The organism is Mycobacterium sp. (genome assembly GCF_008709575.1).
Lineage (GTDB): Bacteria > Actinomycetota > Actinomycetes > Mycobacteriales > Mycobacteriaceae > Mycobacterium.
Genome location: NZ_VYIK01000009.1, coordinates 1 through 16,615, shown reverse-complemented (window position 1 = coordinate 16,615; position 16,615 = coordinate 1). Strand labels below are relative to the sequence as shown.

General features: G+C 67.6%; 12 protein-coding genes, 1 other RNA gene and 1 pseudogene. 2 read left to right on the top strand and 12 right to left on the bottom strand.

Going from position 1 to position 16,615, the window contains the following annotated elements; translation table 11 throughout:
* Positions 1 to 141: 141 nt before the first annotated feature.
* The 9 genes from F6Q13_RS03295 to F6Q13_RS03255 form a co-directional block, all read right to left on the bottom strand.
* Complete coding sequence (locus F6Q13_RS03295; protein ID WP_293052180.1) at positions 142 to 1,476, bottom strand: cytochrome P450; 1,335 nt, start codon at positions 1,474 to 1,476, stop codon at positions 142 to 144.
* A gap of 108 nt (positions 1,477 to 1,584) precedes the next feature.
* Complete coding sequence (locus F6Q13_RS03290) at positions 1,585 to 1,818, bottom strand: hypothetical protein (protein ID WP_293052177.1); 234 nt, start codon at positions 1,816 to 1,818, stop codon at positions 1,585 to 1,587.
* 61 nt (positions 1,819 to 1,879) lie between these two features.
* Positions 1,880 to 2,782, bottom strand: coding sequence for an NAD(P)-dependent oxidoreductase (locus F6Q13_RS03285; RefSeq protein WP_293052175.1), 903 nt, complete (start codon positions 2,780 to 2,782; stop codon positions 1,880 to 1,882).
* A 64-nt stretch (positions 2,783 to 2,846) separates the two neighbouring features.
* Positions 2,847 to 3,452: a PaaI family thioesterase gene (locus tag F6Q13_RS03280; RefSeq protein WP_293052305.1), complete on the bottom strand. Its 606-nt coding sequence runs from the start codon at positions 3,450 to 3,452 to the stop codon at positions 2,847 to 2,849.
* Between the two features lie 38 nt (positions 3,453 to 3,490).
* Positions 3,491 to 6,469 (bottom strand): bifunctional [glutamine synthetase] adenylyltransferase/[glutamine synthetase]-adenylyl-L-tyrosine phosphorylase, encoded by a 2,979-nt coding sequence (locus tag F6Q13_RS03275; protein WP_293052173.1) that lies wholly within the window; start codon positions 6,467 to 6,469, stop codon positions 3,491 to 3,493.
* Positions 6,470 to 6,515: 46 nt separating this feature from the next.
* Entirely contained in the window at positions 6,516 to 7,856 is a 1,341-nt protein-coding gene (gene glnA, locus F6Q13_RS03270; protein ID WP_293052171.1) for a type I glutamate--ammonia ligase, read from the bottom strand.
* Positions 7,857 to 7,970: 114 nt separating this feature from the next.
* The gene (locus F6Q13_RS03265; protein WP_293052302.1) at positions 7,971 to 9,524 is read right to left on the bottom strand and encodes an alpha/beta hydrolase; all 1,554 of its coding nucleotides are present in this window, start codon (positions 9,522 to 9,524) and stop codon (positions 7,971 to 7,973) included.
* A 72-nt stretch (positions 9,525 to 9,596) separates the two neighbouring features.
* Positions 9,597 to 11,159 (bottom strand): alpha/beta hydrolase, encoded by a 1,563-nt coding sequence (locus tag F6Q13_RS03260; RefSeq protein WP_293052299.1) that lies wholly within the window; start codon positions 11,157 to 11,159, stop codon positions 9,597 to 9,599.
* A gap of 116 nt (positions 11,160 to 11,275) precedes the next feature.
* Entirely contained in the window at positions 11,276 to 12,667 is a 1,392-nt protein-coding gene (locus tag F6Q13_RS03255) for a wax ester/triacylglycerol synthase family O-acyltransferase (RefSeq protein WP_293052168.1), read from the bottom strand.
* A 185-nt stretch (positions 12,668 to 12,852) separates the two neighbouring features.
* Between F6Q13_RS03255 and panB the strand changes: the two genes are divergently transcribed.
* A complete protein-coding gene (panB, locus tag F6Q13_RS03250) occupies positions 12,853 to 13,716 on the top strand; it encodes a 3-methyl-2-oxobutanoate hydroxymethyltransferase (protein WP_293052166.1) in 864 nt (287 codons plus the stop codon).
* Between the two features lie 108 nt (positions 13,717 to 13,824).
* Complete coding sequence (locus F6Q13_RS03245; RefSeq protein WP_293052163.1) at positions 13,825 to 15,330, top strand: CYTH and CHAD domain-containing protein; 1,506 nt, start codon at positions 13,825 to 13,827, stop codon at positions 15,328 to 15,330.
* Positions 15,331 to 15,349: 19 nt separating this feature from the next.
* Here F6Q13_RS03245 and rnpB read toward each other — a convergent pair.
* The 3 genes and pseudogenes from rnpB to F6Q13_RS03230 form a co-directional block, all read right to left on the bottom strand.
* Positions 15,350 to 15,748: RNase P RNA component class A (gene rnpB / locus F6Q13_RS03240), an RNA gene on the bottom strand.
* A 157-nt stretch (positions 15,749 to 15,905) separates the two neighbouring features.
* Positions 15,906 to 16,198: pseudogene (locus F6Q13_RS03235) on the bottom strand (HNH endonuclease); the annotation flags it as partial.
* A gap of 7 nt (positions 16,199 to 16,205) precedes the next feature.
* The coding region (locus F6Q13_RS03230) for a YncE family protein (RefSeq protein WP_367140955.1) at positions 16,206 to 16,615 on the bottom strand (410 nt) is incomplete at its 5' end.

The window sequence follows — 16,615 nt, the reverse complement described above, 5'->3', positions numbered from 1 at the left end:
TGTTAATCACGGCGATCCCGTTGATAATGTTCGGCTTGGAGATCGCCGGCGACCACTCGGGACCGCCGGTGTCTGCCGGCGGTAACACCGTGCGCAGGATCATGGTCTGGATCAGCGGTCGCTGACAGCATCCGGCGCGCCTCATCGATGCGCGAGGACCACCTTGGCTCGGTTGACGGGCATCAACATCGGACGAATCGGGTGTGCCCGGGCCGGCGGTCCCGGCAGTGCGGCCAACGATCGGTGTTGCAGCAGAGTCCGAAACAGCACGCGGGCCTCGAAGGTGGCCAGCTTCGCGCCCAGGCAACGGTGAGCGCCGGCGCCGAACGGCAGCCACGTGTACGTTCCCGGGGGCTCGTCCAGGAATCGCTCGGGCCGGAATGCCAGCGGGTCGTCGTAGATGTCCGGACGTTCGTGTACAGCCAGGAACGGAATCACGACGATCGTACCCCGGGGAAGCCATAAGCCGTTGAACACCGTGTCGCGCAACACTCGTCGTGCGGTACCGGGAACGGCCGGCCGCAGGCGCATCACTTCGTAGATGACGGCATCCAGGTACGAGTCGTCGCCCGCGTCGACGCTGCGCTGCACTTCGCTCAGGACTCGCGGCGAATGGCTGACGAACTCCGCGATCCACGACAACGTCACCGCCGTGGTCTCATATCCCGCGAGCACGGTTCCGCGCAGCTCCCGCGCCAGCACGGCGTCCTCCTTGGGATGATCGCTTTCGGCGTTCGTCTTCAGCACGTGCTCGATCAGACCGTGATCGGAGTAGCCGCGCCCGGCCCGGCGGTTGGCAATCTCCTTGAGAAGAATCGCGTCAACCGCCTTCTCGTGCCGCCGCAGCGGCAGGTAGGGAAGCGCGTGCCCGCCGGTGAACACCCCTAGGGCGCTCAGGAGCTGAAACCCGGGGCTTTCCAACGCCCCGAACCACCCGCGCAGCGCGCGTTCGAGGTCGGCAGTCGCCCCGGGCTCGGTGTCACCGAAGATCACGGACATCATCACCGCGACCGACAGCTGGTAACCGATCTTCAGGAAGCTGATCGGCGAACCGACCGGCCAGTGGTCGAGATGCCTGCGCATCACGGCGGCAATCGCGTCCTCGTAGGACTTCAAAGCCCGCCCGTGGTAGGGCGGCGATACCGCTTTGCGCTCGGCGCGATGCTCGGCGCCTTCCAGGAAGCTCAACCCGTCCGTGCCGAAGATGACATCATGGGCGGTCAGGCGGCGCAGGACCTGCCCCAGCGAGAAGTCGTCTTCGGCGTCGGCCAACAACGCCCGCGCGTCGGCAACCGAGCTGGTGAACAGCAACGTCGGTAACAGGGGCGCGTCCAGGACAACTCGCTCACCCAGGCGGCTCAGGGCGGAATTCGCCGCGCCCGGCCACAACAGTGCGTGGACATCCCTGGCGGCCGACCGCAGCCGCGCGTGCGGAAGATCGTCCAGGGTCGTCAATCGCTCAACAGGCGCTACCATCGACGGCACCTATCAACCGATCGTCCCATAGCCAGACGATAGGGCGATCGCGCCCACCACTCAACCCCCAGGTGAACCCCTGGCGAATCGAGGGGTGCGGGCCGGCGCTCACAACAGGTGCCGCGCCGACCGTCCCATGTGGTAGCCGGTGGGAAAGGATCTCTCGATCACCCGCAGCCGGTCGTCGGCTTTCGACTCGAGCTCCAAGACGACGCAGCTGTCGCCGATCGCTTTGGACTCGAGGACCACGTAATGCTGACCACCGCCCTGCACGTCGGTGATCGGGTCACCCGAGCGCAGTGCCTCGACCGGTACGAGTTCGGGGTTTGCCTGTGAGTCCACCCCGGCAACGTTAAGCCATCCAGGCGCGTGACGGAACGGTTTCCCGCAGATGCACGCTCGATCAGGCGCGGACCAGATCCGGATGGAACTTGGCCGCCATCCGGCGCATTCCGTCGCGCCAGTCGACGGCGGTGCCGCCGACCAGCCCACGCATCCGGGTCACGTCGGTGGGATTACCCCGCAGCGCCTGCTCGTTCTCCTGGAATATCGGGTCCTTGCCGACCAGCGAGCCCAGGTAAGTGCACCATTGCTGCAGGCTGACGGTCGTCTCGCCGCACCAATTGACCGTGGTCGCCGGCACCGACGCCGCCGCAAGCAGCTTCGGGATCGTGGCGATGATGTCGTCCTCGTGGATCGGGTTGTAGCGGGCCGGCCCGCCGGGCGGGACCGGGATCGGCACGCCGGCCAGCATCATCTCCATGTGGTAGTAGGGCCACCCGCCGTTGTCTCCGTACGGGACGTTGAGGCGGGCGATGGTGGTGGGCACGCCGAGGACGCGCGCCATCGACCGGGCGACGACTTCGCCGGCGATCTTGGAGATCGAATAGGTGGGGAACAAAAACTTGTGGTTGTCGCCCAGAATGGCACTTTCGTCGCGGGGTTCGTCGCCGGGCGGATCGTAGACGGCCGCCGAGGAGCAGTGCAGGAAGGCTTTTGCCCCGCGACACTGCGCCATGAGTAAGCCGACCGCCTCCGCGTTGGCCCGCAGGTCCGTGTCCCAGCGGCCGCTCTTGGCCACCGCGAAGTTCACGACGTAGTCGAAGTCGGACGGCAAGCCCGCGAAATCGCCCTCGGCCAGGTTGACGGTGGCGCAGTGCACTCCCGCTCGTTGGAGTCCGTCACGTGCGGCCGCGTCGGTGAACCGGGCGATACCCCAGACCTCGTTGTCGACAGCGAGGGCCCGGGCCACCGGAGCGGCGACCTGACCGGTCGGACCGGTAATCAAGATTTTGGCGCCGCGCATGAACTGATGGTAGGCGAACCGCTGCTCAAACCATTTTTGGTGGGAAAAGAAAGCATGCGGGCGGTTATCCCGCAGTTCGTGCCCATGCCGGTCGGACGAAGACACCCTGCGCTTCGACGGTGATGCCGTCGGCGTCGCGCAGATGGCCGCGGACGAACGTTTTGACCTCTTCGGTCCGCTCGATGACGGCTTCGGCGCGAAGCCTGCCCAACGGCGTCCCGCGCAGATATTTGACGGTGATAGTCCCGGTGAACAGCGGCTTGGTCAGACCTTCACTGGCCGCCTCGCCCAGGATGTGGTCGAGCACCAGCGCGCAGACGCCGCCGTGCACCAATCCCGGCGGGCCCTCGTAGGGCAGACCCAGACTGAACTCGCTGAAGCAGCGGCCGGCGTCGTGGTGGATGACCAGCGGTGGCGCGATCGGATTACGCAGGCCGATCACGGCATTGCCCCAGGCCAGTGGCCGGCCGTCGACCACGTAACGCACGCTGTGCGGTTGGTCGCGTTGGCGGCTGCGCAAGGTGTCGGTGACCGCTTCGATCAGGCGGCGCGCCTCCTGCAGGACCTTCTCGTCGACCTCGGTCCGGATCGTGGCGTCGATGAGCTCGCGGACGGCATTGGTCAACGGCGCGTACGCCGCCGTCAGCCGGTCATGCTCCGCGACGCTCATGGCCTCATAGGTTGTCTTCACCCCGACCTGCCTCTCGATCAACCGCCGAAGACCCTGCGCACCACAGCTTTGGCGCGTCGGGTGACGCGCAGATAGTTGTCCAGGAATGCGCCACCGTCAGCGTTTGGCCAACCCGCCGCGACGGCGACGGCATTGAGCATCCGGCCCGGTCCGGGCAGCTGATCGGTCGGCTTGCCGCGCACCAGCACCAGCGCGTTACGGGCCCGAGTCGCCGTCAACCAGGCCTGCCGCAGCAGATCCACCTCGTCGGCCGACATCAGTCCGGCCGCCGCGATGGCATCGAGGGTTTGCAGCGTCGAGGTGTTGCGCAGCCCGCCGATCGCGTGCGCGTGCTGCAACTGCAGCAGCTGCACTGTCCATTCGATGTCGGCCAGTCCGCCACGCCCCAGTTTGGTGTGGGTGTTGGGGTCGGCGCCGCGCGGCAGCCGCTCGGCGTCGACGCGGGCCTTCAGCAGCCGGATTTCGCGCACCGCCTGCTCCGACACCCCGGCGGCGGGATAGCGCGTCTTGTCGGCCATCAGCAGGAACCGCTGGCCCAGATCCGGGTCCCCGGCCACCGCGTGGGCGCGCAGCAGGGCCTGGATCTCCCAGGGCTGCGCCCATTTTTCGTAATAGGCACGATAGGACGCCAGCGTCCGAACCAGCGGGCCGTTACGCCCTTCCGGGCGCAAATTGGCATCGACCTCCAATGGCGGGTCGACGCTGGGCGTGCCCAGCAGCGCCCGCAGTTGCTCGGCAACCGATATCGACCAGCGCACCGCGTCCGAATCCGCCACACCGTGCGCCGGCTCGCAGACGAACAGCACGTCGGCGTCGGACCCGTAACCCAATTCGCCGCCACCGAGCCGGCCCATCCCGATCACCGCAATGCGGGCCGGCGCCGACCCCGAGTCGGGCAGGTTGGCCCGGATCACCGCATTCAGCGCAGCCTGCAGCACCGCCACCCACACCGAGGTCAGCGCCTCGCACACGGCGGTGACTTCGAGCATTCCCAACAGGTCGGCGGAACCGACCCGGGCCAGCTCGCGTCGGCGCAGGCTCCGCGCGGAGGCGATGGCCCGAACCGGATCGGCGTGCCGGCCCGCCGACACCACCAGGGCGCCGGCCACCGCGCCGGGGTCGACGTCGAGCAGTTTGGGTCCCGACGGCCCGTCGCCGTACTGCTGGATGACCTCGGGTGCCCGCATCAGTAGTTCCGGCACGAACCGCGAGGTGCCCAGCACCCGCATGAGCCGCTTGGCCACCGCACTGCTGTCGCGCAGCGTGGACAGGTACCAGCGTTGTGTGGTCATCGCCTCGCTGAGCCGGCGGTAGGCCAGCAACCCGGTGTCCGGGTCGGGGGTGTCGGAGAGCCAGTCCAGCAGTTTGGGCAGCAGCACCGCCTGCACCCGCCCGCGACGCCCGCCCTGATTGATCAATGCGCTCAGGTGGGTCAGCGCACTCTGCGGCCGTTCGTAACCCAGCGCAGCCAGCTGCCGTTGTGCTGCGGCCGGGGTCATGCCGTGCGAGAACTCCAGCCCCGGCGGACCGATCGATTCCAGCAGCGGTTGATAGAACAGCTTGGCGTGCAGCCGGGACACCCGCAGATTGTGGCGTTTGAGTTCCTTGCGCAGCACGCCGAGCGCATCGTGACGTCCGTCGGGAACGATGTGGGCCGCGCGTGCCAGCCAACGCAACGCTTCGTCGTCGTCGGGAGCCGGCAGCAGATGCGTGCGCTTGAGCCGCTGCAGCTGCAGGCGGTGCTCGAGCAGCCGCAGGAACTCGTAGGAGGCGGTCAGGTTCGCGGCATCGTCGCGCCCGATGTAGCCGCCGTTGCCCAGCGCGGCCAGCGCATCCACTGTCGACGCCACGTGCAGCGATTCGTCGCCGCGGCCGTGCACCAACTGCAGCAGTTGCACCGCGAACTCCACGTCGCGCAGCCCGCCGGTGCCGAGTTTGATCTCGCGGCTGCGGACCTCGGCCGGCACCAGCTCTAACACTCGCTGCCGCATGGCCTGAACCTCGGCGACGAAGTCGTCGCGCTCGCACGCCGTCCATACCAGTGGCATCAACGCGGTCATGTACTGCTCGCCCAGCGCGGGGTCGCCGGCTGCGGGCCGCGCCTTGAGAAGCGCTTGAAACTCCCAGGTTTTAGCCCAGCGCTGGTAATAGGCGAGATGGGACGCGACAGTGCGCACCAGCTCGCCGTGTCGCCCCTCCGGCCGCAGCGCAGCGTCCACCTCGAAGAAGGCCTCCGAGGCCAGCCGCATCAGCTCGCCGGCCACCCGGGTGGTCATCGGATCGGCGCGCTCACCGACGAAGATGACGTCGACGTCGCTGGCGTAGTTCAATTCCCGGGCTCCGCATTTACCCATGGCGATGACGGCCAGCCGAGGCGGTGTCTTGCCGCCACAGACGATCTTTTCCGCGGCGGCCAGCGCTGCCGCCAGCGCGGCGTCGGCGATGTCGGCCAGGTGAGCGCCGACCGAGGTGAACGGCAGCACCGGCTCGTCCTCGACGGCCGGCGCCAGGTCCAGAGCGGCCAGCACCAGCAGATGGTCGCGGTACAGTGCGCGCAGCCGCGCCACGTCCGGCGGGGTTGACATGTCGTTGACGCAGTCGATGAACGTGCGACGCAGCTGTTCGGCCGACGGCAAGGTCACCATGCCCTGACTACCCCGCAGCAGCCGCCATGACTGCGGGTGGGCGACCAGATGGTCGCCCAGGGCCAACGAGGATCCCAGCACTGCCAGCAGTCGACCCCGCAGGCCGGAGTCGGTCAGCAACCCGGCGTGCAGCTCGTCCCACCCGGCGCCGAGCGCCTCGGCCAGTCGGACCAAGGCTTTCAGCGCGGCGTCGGCATCCGGCGCCCGCGACAGCGACCACAACAGGTCGACGTGGGCGTCGGTATCCCAGCCGAGTTGCGCCAGGTAGGCGCTTGCCCGCGGGTCGACCAGCCCGAGCCGGCCCACGCCGGGCAGCTTTGGACGCCGCGTGACGGGTTGGCTCACGCCCACGACGGTAGCGCAGGTGGCCCCGGGATCCGCCGGCTACCGGATGCGGTTACAGCGAGAGATAGGTCTTGAGTTCGTAGGGAGTGACATGGCTGCGGTAGTTCGCCCACTCTCTGCGCTTGTTGCGTATGAAGAAGTCGAAAACGTGCTCCCCCAATGCTTCTGCGACCAGTTCGGAATTCTCCATGGCGCGCAGAGCACCGTCTAGGTTGGCGGGCAGCTCCTTGTAGCCCATCGCCCGGCGCTCCTCGGCGGTGAGGTCCCACACGTTGTCTTCGGCCTGCGGGCCCAACGTGTAACCCTTCTGCACTCCGCGCAACCCGGCTGCCAGCAGCACCGCGAACGTCAGGTACGGATTGCACGCGGAGTCGGGGCTGCGGATTTCGATGCGCCGCGAGGAGGTCTTGTGCGGGCTGTACATGGGTATGCGCACCAGCGCCGACCGGTTGGCGGCGCCCCAGGACGCGGCGGTGGGCGCTTCGCCGCCGGACACCAGCCGTTTGTAGGAGTTGACCCATTGGTTGGTGACCGCGCTGATTTCGCAGGCGTGCTCTAAAATCCCGGCGATAAACGACTTGGCCACATCGGAGAGCTGCAGCGGATCGTCGGCACTGTGGAACGCGTTGACGTCGCCCTCGAACAGGCTCATGTGGGTGTGCATCGCCGAGCCCGGGTACTGCCCGAACGGTTTGGGCATGAAACTCGCCCGCGCCCCCTCCTCCAGGGCGATCTCCTTGATCAGGTAGCGGAAGGTCATCACGTTGTCGGCCATCGACAACGCGTCGGCGAACCGCAGGTCGATCTCCTGCTGGCCGGGTGCACCCTCATGGTGGCTGAACTCCACCGAGATGCCCATGAACTCCAGCGCTTCGATGGCGCGACGGCGGAAGTTGGAGGCGGAGTCGTGCACGGCCTGGTCGAAGTAGCCGGCGTCGTCGAGCGGGACCGGAACCGACCCGTCATCGGGCCCGGGTTGCAGCAGGAAGAACTCGATCTCGGGATGGACATAACAGGTGAATCCGAGATCGTTGGCCTTGCTGAGCTGACGACGCAGCACATGACGCGGGTCCGCCCACGACGGCGAGCCGTCGGGCATCGTGATGTCGCAGAACATCCGGGCCGAGTGGTGGTGGCCCGAATCGGTGGTCCACGGCAGCACCTGGAAGGTCGACGGGTCGGGGTTCGCGACGGTGTCGGCCTCCGAGACCCGGGCGAAGCCCTCGATCGAGGACCCGTCGAAGCCGATGCCCTCCTCGAACGCACCTTCAAGCTCGGCCGGAGCGATGGCGACCGACTTGAGGTAGCCGAGCACGTCGGTAAACCACAGCCGGACGAAACGGATATCCCGTTCCTCCAGCGTGCGCAGCACGAATTCCTTCTGTCGGTCCATACCTCGAACAGTATGCACTGCCAGTGAATTCTGTGTTACCGAACGCTTAGTTCTGGTCGCATTCTGATTGTGGTCTGTTCGTGTTCCCGCAGCGGCTGACCGGGTCCGCACGACTCAACATCGCACGTTGTCGGGCGGCGACACGCGATCGACCAGGAAGCGCACAACGGCGCTGTCGACGCAGCGATCCCCGTTGAACACCGCGGTGTGCTGAGTGCCTTCGTAGGTGATGAGCGGGGCACCGAGCTCGCGGGCCAGATCCACGCCGGCCTGGTACGGCGTGGCCGGGTCATGCGTGGTGGACACCACGACGATCTTGCCGGGGCCCGCCGACACCGCCGGATGCGGCGACGAGGTGGCCGGAACCGGCCACAGCGCGCACAGGTCGCGGGGGGCGAACCCGGTGAACTGCCCATAGCTCAGAAACGGCGCCACCGCGCGGATGCGCCGGTCGGCCTCCACCCAATCCGCCGGACTGGTCGGCGACGGGGCGTCGACACATCGGATCGCGTTGAAGGCGTCCTGGGAGTTGTCGTAGTGGCCGTCCTCGTCGCGGGCAAAGTAGTCGTCGGCCAGCACCAGCAGGTCTTCGGCACCGGTGCCGCGCTGCAGGCCGAGCAGCCCGCTGGTCAGATACTTCCAGTACTGGGGGGTGTAGAGGGCGTTGATGGTTCCGGTGATCGCGTCTGAGTAGCTCAGCCCGCGCGGATCGGCCGTTTTCGCCGGAGTGGCGACCAGCGGATCGACCAGTTCGTGGTATCGGCTGACCCACCTGGCCGGATCGGTGCCCAGCGGGCAGGCCGGCGCGCGGGCGCAAGTGGCCGCGTAGTCGTTGAACGCCACCTGGAAGCCGGCCTGCTGCTTGATGTTCTCCTCGATCGGTCCGACGTTCGGGTCGATCGCCCCGTCGAGCACCATCGCCCGCACCTGGGCGGGAAACCGTTCGGCGTACGCGGTGCCCAGTTCGGTCCCGTAGCTGAATCCGAGGTAGTTGATCTGGTCGTCGCCCAACGCCCGACGGACCATGTCCATGTCCCGCGCGACGGACGCGGTGCCCGCGTTCTTCAGGAATGCCGCACCCATCCGATTGAGGCAGGCGGCCGCCAGTTGCCGGTTGAGCTGCTCGACGTGCGCCACACCGGCCGGGCTGTAGTCGACCATCGGTTCACGCCGCCAGGCGTCGAAGTCGGCGTCGGTGCGGCAGCGCAGGGTCGGGGTGGAGTGGCCGACCCCGCGGGGGTCGAACCCGACCAGGTCGAAGCGCCGGGTGACCTCGCTGCCCGCCAGCGCCGGCGCCAGCCCGGCCACGAGGTCGACCGCCGAAGCACCGGGCCCTCCCGGGTTGACCAGCAGCGATCCGATCCGCGGGCCGCTTGCCGGGATACGGATCAGCGCAAGCCGGGCCTGTTCGCCGCCGGGGTTGTCGTAGTCGATCGGGACCGCGACGGTGGCACAGCGGGCGCTGGGGATATCACCGGTGTCGGCCACAAACCCGCCGCAGCTGCCCCAAGTCAGAACGGGCGCCGAGGCGGGCTGGGCAGCGGCCGGGCCCGGCGCCTGGCCGCTGTCGGATTCCGGGTTGGCGTGGGCTGGTACGAGGGCCGTCGACGCCAGGCCGAGTGCCAACAGCGCTGAGCTCAATCGTCTCATGCGCCACATGGGTTTCAATAGTCGCACGGGTCGAACACCGACGGCACGGCCGACAGGTCACGCCTTGGTCTCGTTATTCGCGGCGCACTCTCAACATCGGGCGCCGGTGGGCGGCATAGTGCCGTTGACCAGATACGCGGCCACATAGTCGTCGATGCAGCTGTTGCCCTGGAAGACCACGGTGTGTTGGGTCCCGTCGAAGGTGAGCAGCCCGGCGTGCAGCTGTTTGGCAAGGTCGACGCCCGCCTCGTACGGTGTCGCGGGGTCGTGCGTCGTCGAGACCACCACAGTGGGCGGCAAACCGGGCGCCGAGATGGTATGGGGATCACTGGTCGGCGGTACCGGCCAGAAAGCGCAGGTGCCCAAAGGCGCGTCACCGGTGAACTTGCCGTAACTCATAAACGGCGCGATTTCCCGCGAGAGCCGATCCTCTTCGATGACCTTGGCGTGGCTTTTGATCGGCGGCTGATCGACGCAATTGACCGCCACCCTGGCGTCGCTGGCATTGGTGTAGTGCCCCTTGGCGTCGCGACGCATGTACATGTCGGCCAGCAGCAACAGGGCGTCGCCGTGGTCGCTTTTCAGTTCGGTGAGCCCGGTGGTCAGATAATGCCACAGCGCCGGCGAGTACAGCGCCATGATGGTGCCGACGATGGCATCGCTGTAGCTCAGCCCGCGCGCATCCTTGGTCTTGGCCGGCCTGCCGATCATCGGGTCCGCAGGATCGACCAGCTTGTCCACCAGGCTGTGATAGACCTCGACGGCTTTCTCCGGGTCGGTGCCCAGCGGGCATTCCGGCGACTTGGCGCAGTCAGCCGCGTAATCGTTGAACGCATCCTGGAATCCCTTGGCTTGCCGCAGGTCTGCCTGGATCGGGTCGGTGTTGGGGTCGATGGCCCCGTCGAGGATCATCGCCCGCACGTTGCGCGGATAGGCCTCGGCATACGCCGAACCGATCCGGGTACCGTACGAATAGCCCAGGTAGGACAGTTTGTCGTCGCCCAGCCCCTTGCGGATCGCGTCCAGATCCCGTGCAACATTGACCGTTCCGACGTTCGCCAGGAACTTCTTTCCCATCTTGTCGACACAGCGGGCGACGTACGCCTTGGTCTCGTCCTCGATATGCGCCACCCCCGCCGGGGTGTAGTCGACTTGCGGCTCGGCCCGCAACCTGTCGTTTTCGGTGTCGGAGTTGCACCAGACAGCCGGCCGCGACGACGCGACGCCGCGGGGGTCGAACCCGACCAGGTCGAACCGCTCGCGCACCCGCGGCGGCAACGAACCCACCATGCTCAGTGCCGCTTCGACACCGGACTCCCCCGGCCCACCCGGGTTGACGACCAGCGAACCGATCTTGTGCCCGGTCGCCGGGAACCGGATCATCGCCAAGGTCGCCGCGCCCCCGCTGAGGTCGTTGTAGTCGACCGGCACGGCGATCTTGCCGCACTGCGCGCCGGCCGGAAGTTTCACCGCCGGACCGTCGGTGATGACGTGGCACTCGCCCCACTCCACCGGACTGCCGATTTTCGGTCCGGTGAGCACCGCGCGTCCGGCGACGACGCGGGTACAACTTGCCAGCATGACCACGACCGCAGCCATCGAGGTCCACAGCAGCAGCGTGCGCGCAATCGTGTCGCGGCGAGACGGCCCCATGCTCACCTATGCTGCCATGGCCCGTGAGCGGTCCGTGGTAGCCGTAGGATCCGCGGCGGTCGCATCCGCCGGCCCAGTCGGGCCTCATGGGGCGCAGCGGGTCGGCGCCGATGAGTTCAGCCGGTGACGCGCAGCAGTTCTTCTAAGCCAACGGCGAAGCCGTCGGCAAGCTCCCACAAGTCCGGCACCAACTCCGGGCAGGCGATCAGTCCGACGTCGAGTTTGCCGTTCAACGACATCACGGTGATGTTGAGGCCGGCGCCGTGGAAAATCGGACCGAGTGGATACATCGCCTTGACCTGGCAGCCCAGCAAATACAGCGGCAGCTGCGGGCCCGGCACGTTGGAGATCACCAGGTTGTACACCGGCCGGCTGCGAGTCAGCCGCGTGCGGGCGTACGCCCGCATCGCCAACCCGAACACTGCCGGGGCGGCGAACTGCGACCAGTCCTGCAAAAGCGTGGCACCGATCGCGTAACTGTGTTCTTTGGCAGCCGCATTCGCCTCGGCGATGGCTCTGAGACGTTCGACCGGGTCGGCGATGTGGGTTTCCAGGCGAGAGAACATTCCCGAGATCTGGTTGCGGCCGGGCCGATCAGATTTACCGTGCACCGATACCGGCACCATGGCCACCAGCGACGAGTCCGGTAGCTCGCCGCGGTCCAGCAGAAACCGGCGGAGCACCCCCGACACCAGCGCCATCACCACATCGTTGACCTTGACACCGAAGTGGTTCTTGACCTTCTTGATGTCGTCGAGATCCAGTTCCGTGTAGGCGACGTTGCGGTGGCCGGTGATGCGGGCGTTGAACGGAGTCGGGGGCGCGGCGAACGGGCGCGCCATCGTTCGACCTGTGCTTGCCCGCTGCAGCGTCTTGACCACCGACGACACCGTGGTCGGCACAACACGCATCAGGTGCAGCGGCCGCGCGGCGAATGTCAGCAGGCCGGTGGCCACGATCTCCCACTCGTTGGCGCCGCCGACGCCGTCGACCGGCTCGGGCGGCGGTGCGTCAATGTCGGTGCTGCACAGCGAAGACATCAGATTCGCGCCGGTCACACCGTCCACACAGGCGTGATGCACCTTGGTCAGCACCGCCAGCCGCCCACCCGCCCGGGCGTCGGTGCCTCCGACCCCCTCGATGACCCACATCTCCCATAACGGGCGGCTGCGGTCCAGCGGCAGACCGGCGATGTGGCCGCAGATCTCGGACAGCTCCAGGCGCCCGCCCGGTGGCGGCAGCCCAATTCGGTGCAGGTGGCGGCTGATGTCGAAGTGCTCGTCGTCGACCCAGACCGGATGGTCCACATTGAGCGGGCTGTCGGCCAGTTTCTCGCGGAATTGCGGCATCGCCTTGATCCGGATGGCCAACTCCTCGCGCAGGCGGTCGAAGGTGTAGCTGCCCGGCATCGTCGAGGTGTCCAGCTCCAGGATCGAACAGACATGCAATGGCTGTGACGAGGTCTCCAGGTAGAGAAAACTGGCGTCGAGTCCGCTGAGCCGCTGCATGCGCCGATGGTATGTCGAGCATTCATCGGGAGCGAACGAACCGCAGCACGGGGTTTTATTGTGAAAAAATCCACTGCTCTGCGCGTGGATCTGCTCTCGCGCAGCTGGCACACTGGTCAGGGTCAGACGAGCCCGGGGACCCGGCAGGGCCACGAGGATCGACCCCACCACCATCAGGGACAGTGATGTCTGAGCAGAGCGTCTACGGTGCCCGCCAAGGCATAGAACGAGGTATAGCAACTGCCGACGCGCCGCGGCCCAAGATCCGCATCCACCACCTGCAAAAGATGAAGGCCGAAGGCCACAAGTGGGCCATGCTCACGGCCTACGACTACTCCACCGCCCGGATCTTCGACAACGCCGGTATTCCGGTGCTGCTGATCGGCGACTCGGCCGCCAATGTCGTCTACGGCTACGACACCACTGTGCCGGTCTGCATCGACGAGCTGATTCCGCTGGTTCGGGGGGTCGTTCGAGGCGCGCCACACGCTCTCGTCGTCGCCGACCTGCCGTTCGGCAGCTACGAGACGGGCGCAATCGCCGCGTTGGCCAGCGCCACCCGGTTCCTGAAGGAGGGCGGCGCGCACGCGGTGAAGCTCGAGGGCGGCGCGCGGGTAACCGAGCAGATCGCCGCCCTGACCGCTGCCGGGATCCCGGTGATGGCGCACATCGGGTTCACCCCACAAAGCGTCAACAGCTTCGGAGGCTTCCGGGTGCAAGGCCGCGGCGATGCCGCCGAACAGGTCGTCGCCGACGCGATCGCCGTGGCCGAGGCAGGTGCCTTTGCGGTGGTGCTGGAGATGGTGCCGGCCGAGTTGGCCACCCAGATAACCGGCAAGCTGACCATCCCCACCATCGGCATCGGCGCGGGCCCCAACTGCGACGCCCAAGTGCTGGTCTGGCAAGACATGGCCGGCCTGACCAACGGCAAGACCGCCCGTTTTGTCAAGCGGTTCGGCGACGTCGCCGGCGAGTTACACCGCGCCGCAACGCAGTACGCAGCAGAAGTGGCCAACGGAACGTTTCCTGCCGACGAGCACTGCTTCTAGCGCCGAGTTCCCGGCCCGCCCCGCGCGGCGCCGACCGACAACCTTGTCGCACGCCGCGGCGGCCGAATATGGCACGCTTGGCGCCGATCCCGACGACGGAGGACGTCTATGGCTGCCCGGGCTGCCAAGGCTGCGGATACCACGCGCCACAGGGAAGTCGAGCGCAAATTCGACGTCGACGAGTCCACACTGTCCCCGTCCTTTGCCGGACTTGCCGCCATCACCCGCATCGAAAAGCAACCGACGCAGACGCTGCATGCGGTGTACGTCGATACCCCGGGGCGCGATCTGGCCGCCAACCGCATCACGTTGCGTCGCCGCAGCGGCGGCTCCGATGCCGGATGGCACCTGAAGTTGCCCGCAGGGCCTGACGCCCGCACCGAGATTCGGACCCCGCTGGGCGCGGAGGACGCCGACCGCGACCCGGTGCCCGACGCGCTGCGGGACGTGGTGGCGGCGATCGTGCGCGATCGCCCGCTGCGACCGGTCGCACAGATCACCACCAACCGCGACGTCCACCTGCTGTGCGGCCAAGACGGTGCGGTGCTGGCCGAGTTCTGCGACGACGAGGTCTGTGCGCGCCTGGCCGACGCCGAGGAGACCCAGCGATGGCGGGAGTGGGAACTCGAACTCGTCGGGCCCGACGCGGCCGGCAACACCGAGTTGCTGGACCGGCTGAGCAACCGGCTGATCGACGCCGGAGCCACGCCGTCCCGGCATGCCTCCAAGCTGGCGCGGGCGCTCGGAGAAACCGCGCCGCCGCACCCACCGGACCGGTCGGCCGACCCGCTGCACCGGGCGGTGGTCGAGCAGATCGACGAGCTGCTGGTGTGGGATCGGGCGGTGCGGGCCGACGCAGACGACGCGGTCCACCAGATGCGGGTGACCACCCGCAAGATCCGCAGCCTGCTGCGGGTCGCGCCGGATGCCTTCGGCCTGTCCGACCAGACCTGGATCCTCGACGAGCTCCGCGAGCTGGCCGCGGTGCTCGGTGTTGCCCGAGACGCCGAGGTGCTGGGGATGCGCTACCAGCAGGCCCTGGATCGGCTGCCCCCGGAACTGGTGCGCGGCCCGGTCCGCAAACGCCTGGTCGACGGGGCGCGACGGCGGTACCGGACAGGGCTGCAACGAGCACTGGCCGCGCTGCGTTCGCAACGCTACTTCCGGCTGCTCGACGCGTTGGATGCCGTAGTGGCCAGCTCCCCGTCTCGGCACAACCCTGAATCGACGCCGGTCGACCTCGACGCTGCCTACCAGCGCGTGCGCAAAGCGGCCAAGGCCGCCGCCCGGGCCGCCGAAGCCGACCGCGACAAGGCGCTGCACCGGACGCGCATCAGCGCCAAGCGACTGCGCTACGCCGCGGCGGCCACCGGTGCGACGAAGCTGGCCGAGCAGGCCAAGACCATCCAGACGTTGCTCGGTGACCATCAGGACAGTGTGGTCAGCCGCGAGCACCTGCTTCGGCAGGCCGATGCCGCCCACGCCGCCGGGGAGGACACCTTCACCTACGGTCTGCTCTACCAACAAGAGGCCGACCTGGCCCAACACTGCCGTGAGCAGCTCGATGCGGCCATGCGCAAGCTCGACAAGGCGGCTCGGAAGGTCCGGCACTGAGCCGCACCTTCCGCTGGCGCGGGCGAGTTGGCCTGTAAGCCGGATTCTGTTCCGCGCCGTCACTGCCGACGGCGCGGCGGCGACCATCCATCTGGACACACCGTCACCGGGTGCCTCAAGCGGCCTACCCGCAGGCTCGGGCGAGCAACCCTCGGACGCCTGCGCGGCCGCACCGCGGTGCGGCCTTCTTGGCCTTGCTTCGGGTGGGGTTTGCCAAGCCATTCCGGTCACCCGGAATGCTGGTGCGCTCTTACCGCACCGTTTCACCCTTACCACCGCAGCGGTGGCGGTCTGTTTTCTGTGGCACTTTCCCGCGAGTCACCTCGGATTGCCGTTAGCAATCACCCTGCTCTGTGAAGTCCGGACTTTCCTCGACTCGCCGGCGAACCGCGCGAGCCGCGGCCGCCCGGCCAACTCGTCCGCGGTGATCACGGTACTCGCCGCCGGATGCGCCGGCCAGTCCCGGTTAGGCGGCATGGGGTTCCGACAGGATTATTGAGATGGCCGATTCGGCCTCACTGATTTCAATCCTTGACGGCATTGTTGGCAGCGGCGGGGCGGTCGAGTGGTCATGCGCTCCGCTCGGTGTGGCTGCAGCGCTCGCACTCGCCGGGCCCATTGGCTGCTGTTTGTGGCACCACCGCAACGTCGAGGTGCGGCGTGGTCGCGGTGCCGGATCGGCGCATCACGATACCGAGTGCGGCACCGCTGATCATGTAGCCCGATGAAGCCCGCCGGTCCGCGTGGAAACAGGCGCGCCCGCGACTCCACCGCCGCCCCGGAGCGGGGATGGGCATAGGGCCCGGCGCAGCGTCGCCCGTGACCGCGCGTCGGTGGCGGCGGTGACCAGTCTGCGGGCGATTTCTGCTTCACCCCTACTGCGGCAGCCCCGCGCCGAGTACGGATACCGTGCCGCTGTCCATGTTGGCGACATAGACATCGCCGGCGCCGGTGAAACCCGCGGGGATCACCGCTAGCTGGGGCTCGTTTTCAAAGCCATGAGAAGATCCGACGGTGATGGTGTCAAAGACTTGCTCGGTGGAGGGATTGATCACCGACACCGTGCCGCTTGAGACGTCGTTGGTGACGAAGACATCACCGGCATCGGGGACACCGGCGGGGGCCACCGCCACCCCGGTGGGGGCGGTGACGGTGATGGTGTCAACAACACTGAACGTGTCATGGGCAGTGTTGTAGCCGATCACCGACACCGTGTCGCTTCCGGAGTTGGTGACGAAGACATCACCAGCATCGGGAACACCGGCGGGGGCCACCGCCACCCCGC